Origin of the sequence: Enterobacter hormaechei subsp. xiangfangensis, from assembly GCF_001729785.1 — a bacterium.
Classification (GTDB): domain Bacteria; phylum Pseudomonadota; class Gammaproteobacteria; order Enterobacterales; family Enterobacteriaceae; genus Enterobacter; species Enterobacter hormaechei_C.
Genome location: NZ_CP017183.1, coordinates 4487571 through 4500191, shown reverse-complemented (window position 1 = coordinate 4500191; position 12621 = coordinate 4487571). Strand labels below are relative to the sequence as shown.

Genomic DNA, 12621 nt, shown 5'->3' with positions numbered 1-12621 from the left:
CCCTAACCCTCTCCCACAGGGAGAGGGGACTTTTCGGTGCGGTTTTAATGCCAGCAGAAGTGATGCACAACCTGGGTAATGAGTTCGCGGGTGGGCTTGATGAAGCGGGTTTCGAGATATTCGTCCGGCTGGTGTGCCTGGTTGATGGAGCCAGGGCCCAGAACCAGCGTCGGGCACAGCGTCTGAATAAACGGCGCTTCGGTGCAGTAGTTCACCACGTCGGTTTTCTCGCCAAGCAGTTTTTCCACCACCTGAACCAGCTGGTGGTCAGGCGGGCATTCGTAGCCTGGAATCGGCGGATGCAGTTCGGAGACCGTCAGACGGCCCGGCCAGCGCTCGCTGACCGGTGCCAGCGCTTCGTTCAGTAAGCCATCCAGATCGCTCAGCGTCATACCCGGCAGAGGACGGATATCCATATGCAGTTCGCAGCAGGCGCAGATACGGTTGGACGCATCACCGCCGTGCAGGCTGCCGAGGTTAAGCGTTGGGTAAGGCACGGTGAACGCCTCGTAGTGATAGCGCTCTTTCAGATCGTCGCGCAGGGTCATGATGCGGCCAATCGCGTCATGCATCAGCTCAATGGCGTTCACGCCGCGCGCCGGATCGCTGGAGTGGCCGGACTGGCCCAGTACGCGCACCGCGGTAGAAATATGGCCTTTGTGCGCCCGAATCGGTTGCAGAGAGGTCGGTTCGCCGATGATCGCGCAGTCAGGACGAATCGATGTGTTTTCAGAGAAATAACGTGCGCCCGCCATGCTGGTCTCTTCATCGGCGGTCGCCAGAATGTAGAGCGGTTTTTTCAGCTTCGTCACGTCCACGTCACGCAGCGCGTCGAGGATAAAGGCGAAGAAGCCTTTCATGTCGGCGGTGCCCAGACCATAAAGCTTGTTGTCATGCTCGGTCAGCGTGAACGGATCGCGCGTCCAGCGGCCATCATCAAACGGCACGGTGTCAGTGTGCCCAGCCAGCAGCAGGCCGCCCGCGCCATGTCCGGTACTGGCGAGCAGGTTAAATTTGTGACGTGTTCCGGGGACGGGCTGAACCTCAACGTTAAACCCAAGATCGCTAAACCAACCCGCCAGCAGATTGATTAAAGACTCATTGCTCTGATCCAGGGCTTCTTCCGTCGCGCTGATGGAGGGTGTGGCGATCAGGGCGCGGTAAATCTCGATAAATGGCGGTAAGTTCATTTTCATTGTTGACACACCTTAGGTCGTGATAGTATCAATATTCATGCAATAAATGTGAATAAAAATACATTAACGTTGAGCATAAAGGAACCCGATGTTGAATACGCTGATTGTAGGCGCTAGCGGTTATGCGGGCGCAGAGCTTGTAAGCTACGTAAATCGCCACCCTCATATGACCATAACCGCTTTGACCGTGTCAGCGCAAAGCAATGATGCCGGAAAGTTAATTTCCGATTTGCATCCACAACTTAAGGGCGTGGTTGATTTGCCTTTGCAGCCCATGTCTGACATCAGCGAGTTTACCGACGGCGTTGACGTGGTGTTTTTAGCCACCGCACACGAGGTCAGTCACGACCTGGCGCCGCAGTTCCTGGCAGCCGGATGCGTGGTGTTCGATCTCTCCGGCGCGTTCCGCGTTAACGACGGCGCGTTCTACGAAAAATATTACGGTTTCACCCACCAGCATCCGGATCTGCTTGAAAAAGCGGTGTACGGCCTGGCGGAGTGGAGCGCAGATAAACTGAAAGAAGCGAACCTGATTGCCGTTCCGGGATGCTACCCGACGGCGGCGCAGCTTTCCCTGAAGCCGCTGATCGACGCCGGGTTGCTGGATCTGAACCAGTGGCCGGTGATCAACGCCACCAGTGGCGTGAGCGGCGCCGGGCGCAAAGCGGCAATCTCCAACAGCTTCTGCGAAGTGAGCCTTCAGCCGTATGGCGTGTTTAACCACCGTCATCATCCTGAAATCACGACGCATCTGGGCGCGGACGTCATTTTCACCCCGCATCTGGGCAGCTTCCCGCGCGGGATCCTCGAAACCATTACCTGCCGCCTGAAGCCGGGTGTGACCAAAGAACAGGTGAACGAGGTCTTCACGCAGGCGTATGCGGACAAACCGCTGGTGCGCCCGTACGACAAAGGCGTGCCGGCGCTGAAAAATGTGGTCGGCCTGCCGTTCTGCGATATCGGCTTTGCCGTGCAGGGTGAGCATCTCATCGTGGTGGCAGCAGAAGATAACCTACTCAAAGGCGCTGCCGCACAGGCAATGCAGTGTGCAAATATTCGTTTCGGCTTCCCTGAAACGCAGGCTCTTATTTAAGGTGTGATGATGAACCCATTAATTATCAAACTCGGTGGTGTACTGCTGGACAGCGAAGAAGCGCTGGAGCGCCTGTTTAACGCACTGGTGAACTATCGTGAATCACACCAACGTCCGCTGGTGATTGTGCACGGCGGCGGCTGTGTGGTGGATGAGCTGATGAAAGGGCTCAACCTGCCGGTGAAAAAGAAAAATGGCCTGCGCGTGACGCCTGCCGACCAGATTGACATCATTACCGGCGCGCTGGCGGGCACGGCGAACAAAACGCTGCTGGCGTGGGCGAAGAAACACCATATCGCCTCCGTTGGCCTCTGTCTGGGCGATGGCGATAGCGTGAAAGTGACCCAGCTCGACGAAGAGCTTGGCCATGTTGGACTGGCGCAGCCGGGTTCGCCTAAGCTGATTAACACCCTGCTGGAAGGCGGTTTCCTGCCGGTGGTAAGCTCAATCGGCGTGACCGAAGAGGGCGAGCTGATGAACGTTAACGCTGACCAGGCGGCAACCGCGCTGGCGGCCACGCTGGGCGCAGACCTGATCTTGCTCTCCGACGTGAGCGGCATACTGGACGGCAAAGGCCAGCGTATTGCGGAAATGACCGCCGCAAAAGCCGAGCAGCTGATCGATCAAGGCATTATCACCGACGGCATGATTGTTAAAGTGAATGCGGCGCTGGATGCGGCCCGCACGTTGGGTCGCCCGGTGGATATCGCCTCCTGGCGGCACGCGGAGCAACTCCCGGCGCTGTTTAACGGTACGCCGATTGGTACGCGTATTCTGGCTTAAGTTTCTGTGCCGGATGGCGCTTTGCTTATCCGGCCTACGTGAATTTTGTAGGCCCGGTAAGCGCAGCGCCACCGGGCAAAAATATCATCATTAAGGAAATTCGTTATGGCACTTTGGGGTGGGCGTTTTACACAGGCAGCGGATCAGCGGTTCAAACAGTTCAACGACTCTTTGCGCTTCGACTACCGCCTGGCCGAACAGGATATTGACGGCTCTGTGGCCTGGTCCAAAGCGCTGGTGACCGTTGGCGTGCTGACCGCAGACGAACAGCAGCAGCTGGAAGAGGCGCTGAACAATCTGCTGGAAGAGGTGCGTCTGGATCCGCAGCAAATCCTCCAGAGCGATGCTGAAGATATTCACAGCTGGGTGGAAGGCAAACTGATCGACAAAGTCGGCCAGTTGGGTAAAAAGCTCCATACCGGGCGTAGCCGTAATGACCAGGTGGCGACCGACCTGAAGCTGTGGTGCAAAGAGACCGTCGGCGAACTGCTGGCGGCGAATCGTCAGTTGCAGGGCGCGCTGGTGGACACCGCGCAGAACAATCAGGACGCGGTGATGCCGGGTTATACCCACCTGCAACGCGCGCAGCCGGTGACGTTCGCGCACTGGTGTCTGGCCTATGTTGAGATGCTGGCGCGTGATGAGAGCCGTTTACAGGATACCTTAAAGCGTCTGGACGTGAGCCCGCTGGGCAGCGGCGCGCTTGCCGGCACGGCTTATGAAATTGACCGTGAGCAGCTGGCAGGCTGGCTGGGCTTTGCCTCCGCCACCCGCAATAGTCTGGACAGCGTCTCTGACCGTGACCACGTGCTGGAACTGCTCTCAAATGCGTCTATCGGGATGGTGCACCTGTCGCGCTTTGCCGAAGACCTGATCTTCTTTAACTCTGGCGAAGCCGGGTTTGTGGAGCTGTCCGACCGTGTGACGTCCGGCTCCTCCCTGATGCCGCAGAAGAAAAACCCGGACGCGCTGGAGCTGATCCGCGGGAAATGTGGCCGCGTGCAGGGTGCGCTGACCGGTATGATGATGACCCTGAAAGGGCTGCCGCTGGCGTACAACAAAGACATGCAGGAAGACAAAGAGGGGCTGTTCGACGCGCTCGACACCTGGCTGGACTGTCTGCATATGGGCGCGCTGGTGCTGGACGGCATTCAGGTGAAACGTCCGCGCTGCCAGGAAGCGGCGCAGCAGGGGTATGCTAACTCTACCGAGCTGGCGGACTACCTGGTGGCGAAAGGCGTACCGTTCCGCGAGGCGCACCATATTGTGGGTGAAGCGGTAGTGGAAGCGATTCGTCAGGGTAAAGCCCTTGAAGAGCTGGCGCTTGCCGACCTGCAAAAATTCAGCGCGGTTATCGGGGATGACGTCTACCCGATTCTGGCCCTGCAATCCTGCCTGGATAAGCGTGCAGCGAAAGGCGGCGTGTCACCGAAGCAGGTAGCGCAGGCGATTGCGGATGCGAAAAACCGGTTGGTTTAAACCGTGCGGGCTGGTGCCCTCACCCCGGCCCTCTCCCACTGGGAGAGGGAGAAAAACGGAGCCTGGCTTAGTGCTGGGCTTTCTTTTACGCAAAAAAAAGCGGACCACGGGGTCCGCAAAAGTTCACGTTGGCTTTAGTTTTTCGAGTTTTGAGAGAAACTCGCTGACGGTGCGGGGACGTCAAGGGTCAAACACGTGCCGCCTCGTCTATGTGATGTATTATTCAACAGAATGCTTGATAGGGATAATCGTTCGTTGCTATGCTATCTATCGCCATGAACTATCGTGGCGACGGAGGATGAATAATGAATATTCGTGATCTTGAATACCTGGTAGCGTTAGCTGAGCATCGCCATTTTCGCCGCGCGGCAGACTCCTGCCATGTCAGCCAGCCAACGCTGAGCGGTCAGATCCGCAAGCTGGAAGATGAGCTGGGCGTGATGCTGCTGGAGCGCACCAGTCGTAAGGTACTGTTCACCCAGGCAGGTCTGCTGCTGGTGGATCAGGCGCGCACCGTGTTGCGCGAGGTCAAAGTGCTCAAGGAAATGGCAAGCCAGCAGGGGGAAGCGATGTCCGGCCCGCTGCATATTGGCCTGATCCCAACCGTTGGCCCGTACCTGTTGCCGCAAATCATTCCGATGCTGCACCAGACGTTCCCGAAACTCGAAATGTACCTGCATGAAGCGCAAACCCATCAGCTGCTGGCGCAGTTAGACAGCGGTAAGCTCGACTGTGCGATTCTGGCGCTCGTTAAAGAGAGTGAAGCGTTTATTGAAGTACCGCTGTTCGATGAGCCGATGATGCTGGCGATCTATGAAGATCACCCGTGGGCGAACCGCGATCGCGTACCGATGGCCGATCTGGCCGGTGAAAAACTGCTGATGCTGGAAGACGGCCACTGTCTGCGCGATCAGGCGATGGGCTTCTGCTTCGAAGCGGGTGCCGATGAAGATACCCATTTCCGCGCAACCAGCCTGGAAACGCTGCGTAATATGGTGGCGGCGGGAAGCGGTATTACGCTGTTGCCGGCGCTGGCGGTGCCGCACGAGCGTAAACGTGATGGCGTGGTCTATCTGCCGTGTATTAAGCCGGAGCCGCGTCGCACCATTGGTCTGGTTTATCGTCCGGGGTCACCGCTGCGCAGCCGCTATGAGCAGCTGGCAGAGGCCATCCGCGGTGCGATGGATGGCCATTTTGACAGCGCGTTAAAACAGGCGGTTTAAGCCGTTCAGCGCAGCGACCCGATAAGCTTCCGCCATGGTCGGGTAGTTAAAGGTGGTGTTAACGAAGTACTCAATGGTGTTGCCACCACCTTTTTGCTCCATGATCGCCTGGCCGATATGAATGATTTCCGCCGCGCGTTCACCGAAGCAGTGAATACCGAGGATCTCTTTCGTCTCGCGATGGAAAAGGATCTTCAGTGTACCTACGCTCATTCCCACGATTTGCGCCCGCGCCAGATGTTTAAACTGGGCACGACCCACCTCGTAAGGCACCTTCATGGCCGTCAGCTGCTGCTCGGTTTTGCCGACAGAGCTGATTTCCGGAATGGTGTAGATGCCCGTCGGGATATCTTCAATCAGATGCGCCGTCGCTTCACCTTTCACCAGCGCCTGTGCGGCGATGCGGCCCTGATCGTAAGCGGCGGAGGCCAGGCTTGGGTAACCAATCACGTCGCCCACCGCGTAAACGTGCGGCAGCGCAGTCTGGTACATGCTGTTGACCTTGAGCTGGCCGCGGCTGTCGGTTTCAAGCCCGATATTCTCCAGCTGCAATGAATCCGTGTTGCCGGTACGGCCGTTGGCATACAGCAGGCAGTCGGCTTTCAGCTTCTTACCGGATTTCAGGTGCATGATCACACCGTCATCGCAGCCTTCGATTTTCTCGTACTCTTCGTTGTGGCGAATCACCACGCCACTGTTCCAGAAGTGGTAGGAGAGGGAATCTGACATCTCCTGATCGAGGAACGCCAGCAGCCGGTCGCGGGTGTTGATCAAATCAACTTTGACCTCCATTCCGCGGAAGATCGACGCATATTCACAGCCAATCACCCCCGCACCATAAATGATCACATGGCGTGGCTCGTGCTGCAGGCTGAGGATGGAGTCGCTGTCGTAAATGCGCGGGTGCGAGAAATCCACGTCTGCCGGATGGTAAGGACGGGAGCCGCAGGCGATCACAAATTTTTCAGCGGTGAGCGTCTCAACCGAACCGTCGTGGCACTCCAGCGCCAGGGTGTGTTCATCCACAAAATGCGCGTTCCCTTGCAGAATTTCACAGTGGTTGCGCTCATAGAAACCCTGACGCATGCGCGTCTGCTGGTTAATGACCGTGTCTGCGTGATTCAGGATATCGGCAAAGGAGGAGCGAAGAAGTCGGGAGTGGTCGCTGTAAAGAGGGTTCTGGTTAAATTCGATAATGCGGCTAACGGCGTGGCGGAGGGCTTTCGAAGGGATGGTGCCCCAGTGGGTGCAACCGCCGCCGACATTATGGTAGCGCTCAATAACCGCTACTCTGGCTCCCTGTTTTACCAGACCCATAGCAGCACCTTCGCCGCCGGGGCCGGAACCAATAACTATTGCGTCGTAATCGTAGGAATGTGGCATGGCTTACCTGTTCTTATACATAAAAGCAACAGAATCATAACATCATTGCCAGGGTAACCCAATTATCGTTGTGCTTTTTTCGGGCAGTGGAGCACAAACCGCGCGTAAACAATCATTCACAAAGTCAGGTAAACAGATTAATTTTATTCTCTGGTATAGTGCCAACGGGCCTTTGGAAGGATTCAACTATCGTGATGGGCGTAAGAGCACAACAAAAAGAGAAAACCCGGCGTTCGCTGGTGGAAGCCGCATTCAGTCAACTGAGTGCTGAGCGGAGTTTTGCCAGTTTGAGCCTGCGTGAAGTGGCGCGCGAGGCCGGGATTGCGCCAACGTCCTTCTATCGTCATTTCCGTGATGTGGATGAACTGGGCCTGACCATGGTCGACGAGAGCGGTTTGATGCTGCGCCAGCTTATGCGTCAGGCGCGTCAGCGTATCGCCAAGGGCGGCAGCGTGATCCGCACTTCCGTGTCGACATTTATGGAATTTATCGGCAATAACCCTAACGCGTTTCGCCTGCTGTTGCGTGAGCGTTCCGGAACGTCAGCCGCGTTTCGTGCCGCCGTCGCGCGTGAAATTCAGCATTTCATCGCGGAACTTGCCGACTATCTTGAACTCGAAAACCATATGCCGCGTGCGTTTACTGAAGCACAGGCTGAGGCGATGGTGACGATTGTGTTCAGCGCGGGTGCTGAAGCGCTGGATGTCAGCATTGAACAACGTAAGCAACTCGAAGAGCGACTGGTATTGCAGCTGCGGATGATTTCTAAAGGCGCGTACTACTGGTATCGCCGTGAACAAGAGAAGTTGGCACATCAAAACGATGAGTGAAGGTGAGTAATGAAACAGTCAGGTCAGGATAAAGGAACGCTGTTGCTGGCATTGATCGCTGGCTTATCCATTAATGGTACGTTTGCGGCGGTTTTCAGCTCAATTGTACCGTTCTCGATTTTCCCGATTATCGCGCTGGTGCTGACGGTGTACTGCCTGCATCAACGTTATCTGAACCGCACGATGCCAGTTGGGTTACCGGGACTGGCCGCAGCCTGTTTTATTCTGGGTGTATTGCTTTATAGCACGGTGGTGCGCGCGGAGTATCCGGATATTGGCTCTAACTTCCTGCCTGCGGTACTGTCTGTGGCGCTGGTGTTCTGGATTGGCTCTCGCATGCGTAGCCGCAAGAGCGAGTTGCCGGAGTAGAGAAGGGTTTTGTAGTCGTTGTAGGGCAGGTAAGCGAAGCGCCACCTGCCAAAAAATGCCGGATGGCGCTACGCTTATCCGGCCTAAAGATTATCGTGCAGTAAGCAGTACGCCGCACTCCATATGGTGCGTATACGGGAACTGATCGAACAGCGCCAGACGTTCAACCTTGTGCGTCTGGCTCAATGTTTCCAGATTCTTGCACAGCGTCTCCGGGTTACAGGAGATGTACAAAATACGCGGGTACGCCTGCACCATCTTCTCGGTTTCGCTGTCCAGGCCACTGCGCGGCGGATCGACAAAAATTGTCTCACACTGGTAGCTCTTCAAATCAATCCCTTGCAGGCGGTTAAACTCGCGTACGCCGTTCATCGCCTGGGTAAACTCTTCTGCCGCCATACGAATAATTTGTACGTTATCAATATGGTTAGCGGCGATGTTGTACTGCGCGGCTGCCACCGACGGTTTGGCGATTTCCGTCGCCAGCACGCGTTCGAAGTTACGCGCCAGCGCCAGCGAGAAGTTGCCGTTACCGCAGTAGAGTTCCAGCAGATCGCCCTTAGACCCTTCCGTCGCCTTCAACGCCCACTCCAGCATCTGCACGTTCATGGCGGCATTCGGCTGGGTGAAGCTGTTCTCCACCTGACGGTAAACCATCTCTTTTCCTGCCACCGGCAGACGCTCGTCGATGTAATCCTGGTCCAGCATGATTTTGGTTTTGGTCGCGCGGCCAATCAGGTGCACGTTGATATTCTGCGCGCGCAGCGCATCGCGCAGGGCTTCTGCCTGCTCGCGCCACTCGTCAGTCAGTGCTTTGTGATAGAGCAGAGAAACAATGGCCTGATTGCTTTGGGTGGTCAGGTAGTCAATCTGGAACAGCTTGTTGCGCAGTACCGGATTGTTGCGCACACCGTCGATCATCAGCGTCATCAGCTGGTTGATAAGCTCACTCGCCGCCGGAAAACTGTCTACGCGAATACGGGATTTCGTCTGCTGATCGAAAATGATGTGGTACAGGTCATCGCCATCGTGCCAGATGCGGAACTCAGCGCGCATACGGTAGTGGCTGACCGGAGAACGAAACACCTCGGGAACGGGCGCGTTGAAAGGCGTCATCATACTTTGCAGGCGGACAACTTTTTCTGCCAGCTGTGCGTCGTACTGTTCTGTCGGGAGGTGTTCGGGGGTCATGATGCGTCCTGAGTGATAAAGAATTACGCGGGGATTGTAGGGATTGTGCAGTGGATGTCCAGATTTAATGGCTAATAGCTATCTGGACATCTATACGTGTCTAATTGTAGCATTCTGTTTCCGGTCTCCTGAGAGTGAAAAGGGAATCCAGTGCAAATCTGGAGCTGACGCGCAGCGGTAAAGACTGGCGGGATGAGAGTTGCAGACACTGTGAAAATGGGAAGTCTTCATCCGTATAACGCCACCCAGCCCGAAGACCTGCCGGGATCACGTCGCATTTGGTTTCATCATCGCGTGCTATCGGTGAGGCCTGCGGCATCCTTCTTATATTGTGGATGCTTTAACAATGATTAAAAAAGTATCGCTGTTGACGGTGTTTTCCGTCACGGCATTTTCGGGCTGGGCGCAGGAAAGCGCCGACTCGTTGGTGGTGACAGCAAACCGTTTCGAACAACCAGCAAAAACCGTTCTGGCTCCGACCTCCGTCGTGACGCGTGAGGATATTGAACGCTGGCAGGCAACGAGTGTTGTGGAAATCATGTCACGCCTGCCGGGTGTGGACATCGCACAAAGCGGCGGGATGGGGTCGACCTCTTCAACGTTTATTCGCGGTACGGAATCCCGCCATGTTCTGGTACTGATTGATGGTATCCCTCTGAATAATGCCGGGATCAGCAACGTTCCCGATTTAAGCCAAATTCCGACGTCGCTGATTCAGCGTATTGAGTACATTCGCGGCCCACGTTCGGCGCTGTATGGCTCCGACGCGATTGGCGGTGTGATTAACATCATTAGCGGGCGCGACAAGCCGGGTGCGGAAATTTCTGCGGGTGTCGGTTCAAAGGGGTATCAAAACTATAACGGTGCCTTCCAGCAGGTGTTCGATAAAACCAAAATCACCATGGCCGGTGATTATACCTATACCCGTGGTTTTGATATTGCCGCAAAAGATGCCCCGCGCCAGCCAGACCGCGATGGTTTTATGAGTAAATCGCTGTTTGGCTCGGTGGAGCAGCAGTTTACCGACAGCGTCAGCGGATTCGTCCGTGGCTTTGGCTACGATAACCGCTCCGCGTATGACGGTTACGATCACTATGGCGCGACCGGCATTGATGGGCGGCCGGACACGCGTCAGGTTTACAGCCAGAACTGGGACACCGGGTTGCGCTATAACCAGGGTATTTTCCAGTCACAGCTGGTGGCAGGGTATGGCCGTAGCAAAGATCAGAACTATGATCCGAAAAAAGGCCGCTACGCTGACTCCGCAACCATGGATGACGTGAAGCAGTACACCACCCAGTGGCTTAATACGGTTGAAGTGGGGCACGGCAATATCGGCGCGGGTCTGGACTGGCAGAAGCAGAAAACCCAGGCGGGTACGGGCTATCTGGAAAAAGGTTACGAACAACGTAATACCGGCGTGTTCCTTTCGGCGATGCAGCAGTTCAACAGCGTGACGCTGGAAGCGGCGGCGCGTAATGACGATAACTCTAACTTTGGCAATCATGCCACCTGGCAGACCAGCGCCGCATGGGAGTTCATCGACGGGTATCGCATCATCGGTTCTTACGGCACAGCGTATAAAGCGCCGACCATGAGCCAGATCCACAGTAAGGATTACGGCAATCCGGACCTGAAGCCAGAAGAGAGTAAGCAGTGGGAAGGTGGTTTTGAAGGCCTGACGGGGCCGGTAAACTGGCGCGTGACGGGTTATCGTAATGATATTGATAACCTGATTAACAGCGACCCGCGGACCTACCGTTATTACAACGTGGATGAGGCTCGCATCAAAGGGATTGAGGTGACGGCGCAGTTCGATACCGGACCGGTAGGGCACCAAATTTCCTATGACTACGTTGACCCGCGCAATGCGAAAACCAACGAAGTCCTGGCACGTCGCTCAAAGCAGCAGGTTAAGTATCAGCTTGACTGGCAGGTGTGGGATCTCGACTGGAATCTGGCGTACCGTTATCTGGGCACTCGCTATGACGTTGCCGTTGATCCGAATACCTATGCAACAGAACGCGTGAAAATGGGCGGCGTCAGCCTGTGGGACGTCGCGGTTTCATATCCCGTCACCTCTCATCTCACAGTTCGTGGTAAAATAGCCAACCTGTTCGATAAAGATTACGAGACAGTTTATGGCTACCAAACTGCAGGACGGGAATACACCTTGTCTGGCAGCTACACCTTCTGATCCGCGTCCCACCGTGCTGGTGTTTGATTCCGGCGTCGGTGGGCTTTCGGTCTATGATGAGATTCGGCAGCTCCTGCCGGATCTCCATTACATCTACGCCTTCGATAACGTCGCGTTCCCGTATGGGGAAAAGAGTGAAGACTTTATTGTTGAGCGTGTGGTTGAAATCGTCACCGCGGTACAAAAGCGTTATCCTCTGGCGCTGGCGGTCATTGCCTGTAATACGGCAAGCACGGTCTCTCTTCCTGCCCTGCGCGAAAAATTCCCGTTCCCGGTTGTGGGCGTTGTTCCGGCAATCAAACCTGCGGCGCGTCTGACGGCGAACGGCATTGTGGGGTTGCTGGCTACGCGTGGTACGGTAAAACGTCCTTATACGCGTGAGCTTATTGAGCGCTTTGCCAATGAATGCCAGATCGCCATGCTCGGCTCCGCGGAGCTGGTGGAAATGGCGGAAGCGAAACTGCACGGCGAGACGGTATCGCTTGAAGAGCTGCGTCGTATTCTGCGTCCATGGCTGCGGATGCAGGAACCACCGGATACGGTTGTTCTCGGCTGTACCCATTTCCCGCTATTACAGGAAGAGCTGTTAAAGGTTCTGCCTGAAGGGACCCGGCTGGTGGATTCCGGTGCTGCGATTGCGCGTCGGACGGCCTGGCTGCTGGAACACGAGGCGCCGGATGCGAAATCCGCTGATGCGAACATCGCTTTTTGTATGGCGATAACAAAAGAAACTGAACAACTTTTGCCCGTTTTACGTCGTTATGGCTTTGAAACGCTCGAAAAACTGGCGCTGTAGCACGGTTTTGAGCAAAAAAGAGACGGTTGAACGTTTTTTTTTCAAAGAGGGGTTGTCAACGTCTGAGAACTCCCTATAATG

The 12621-nt window shown here is 55.7% G+C and carries 11 protein-coding genes and 1 riboswitch; of the genes, 8 read left to right on the top strand and 3 right to left on the bottom strand.

Translation table 11 applies throughout. The features are described 5' to 3' along the window. Positions 1-44: 44 nt before the first annotated feature. On the bottom strand, positions 45-1196 hold the full coding sequence (gene argE, locus BFV63_RS21505; RefSeq protein ID WP_003862050.1) for an acetylornithine deacetylase: 1152 nt from the start codon (positions 1194-1196) through the stop codon (positions 45-47). Positions 1197-1284: 88 nt separating this feature from the next. On the opposite strand from argE, the gene argC reads away from it, so the two are divergent. The 4 genes from argC to oxyR all read left to right on the top strand — a co-directional run bounded on the left by argC (position 1285) and on the right by oxyR (position 5774). Then, a complete protein-coding gene (gene argC / locus BFV63_RS21500) occupies positions 1285-2289 on the top strand; it encodes an N-acetyl-gamma-glutamyl-phosphate reductase (RefSeq protein ID WP_048241647.1) in 1005 nt (334 codons plus the stop codon). A 6-nt stretch (positions 2290-2295) separates the two neighbouring features. After that, the gene (gene argB / locus BFV63_RS21495; protein WP_086527949.1) at positions 2296-3072 is read left to right on the top strand and encodes an acetylglutamate kinase; all 777 of its coding nucleotides are present in this window, start codon (positions 2296-2298) and stop codon (positions 3070-3072) included. 105 nt (positions 3073-3177) lie between these two features. Continuing rightward, entirely contained in the window at positions 3178-4551 is a 1374-nt protein-coding gene (gene argH / locus BFV63_RS21490; protein ID WP_048241649.1) for an argininosuccinate lyase, read from the top strand. A 305-nt stretch (positions 4552-4856) separates the two neighbouring features. Next, positions 4857-5774 (top strand): DNA-binding transcriptional regulator OxyR, encoded by a 918-nt coding sequence (oxyR, locus tag BFV63_RS21485; RefSeq protein WP_003862055.1) that lies wholly within the window; start codon positions 4857-4859, stop codon positions 5772-5774. On the opposite strand, the gene sthA is transcribed toward oxyR, so the two are convergent. Further along, entirely contained in the window at positions 5757-7157 is a 1401-nt protein-coding gene (sthA, locus tag BFV63_RS21480) for a Si-specific NAD(P)(+) transhydrogenase (protein WP_047653779.1), read from the bottom strand. The genes oxyR and sthA overlap by 18 nt on opposite strands. A gap of 191 nt (positions 7158-7348) precedes the next feature. Here sthA and fabR point away from each other — a divergent pair, with 191 nt between their 5' ends. Both fabR and BFV63_RS21470 read left to right on the top strand, forming a co-directional pair. Beyond that, entirely contained in the window at positions 7349-7987 is a 639-nt protein-coding gene (gene fabR / locus BFV63_RS21475) for an HTH-type transcriptional repressor FabR (protein ID WP_003862059.1), read from the top strand. 9 nt (positions 7988-7996) lie between these two features. Then, positions 7997-8356 carry a YijD family membrane protein gene (locus BFV63_RS21470; protein WP_003862061.1) on the top strand — a complete coding sequence of 120 codons (360 nt, stop codon included), beginning with the start codon at positions 7997-7999 and terminating at the stop codon, positions 8354-8356. Between the two features lie 90 nt (positions 8357-8446). Here the strand turns inward: BFV63_RS21470 and trmA are convergent, their stop codons facing one another. Continuing rightward, positions 8447-9547, bottom strand: a complete 1101-nt coding sequence (gene trmA, locus BFV63_RS21465; RefSeq protein WP_003862063.1) for a tRNA (uridine(54)-C5)-methyltransferase TrmA — start codon at positions 9545-9547, stop codon at positions 8447-8449. 104 nt (positions 9548-9651) lie between these two features. Next, positions 9652-9827, top strand: a riboswitch (cobalamin riboswitch). 66 nt (positions 9828-9893) lie between these two features. Between trmA and btuB the strand changes: the two genes are divergently transcribed. Both btuB and murI read left to right on the top strand, forming a co-directional pair. Next, positions 9894-11744 (top strand): TonB-dependent vitamin B12 receptor BtuB, encoded by a 1851-nt coding sequence (gene btuB / locus BFV63_RS21460; RefSeq protein ID WP_048241652.1) that lies wholly within the window; start codon positions 9894-9896, stop codon positions 11742-11744. After that, positions 11689-12540 carry a glutamate racemase gene (gene murI / locus BFV63_RS21455; protein ID WP_003862067.1) on the top strand — a complete coding sequence of 284 codons (852 nt, stop codon included), beginning with the start codon at positions 11689-11691 and terminating at the stop codon, positions 12538-12540. Before btuB ends, murI begins: the two co-directional genes overlap by 56 nt. The last annotated feature ends 81 nt before the right edge of the window (positions 12541-12621 follow it).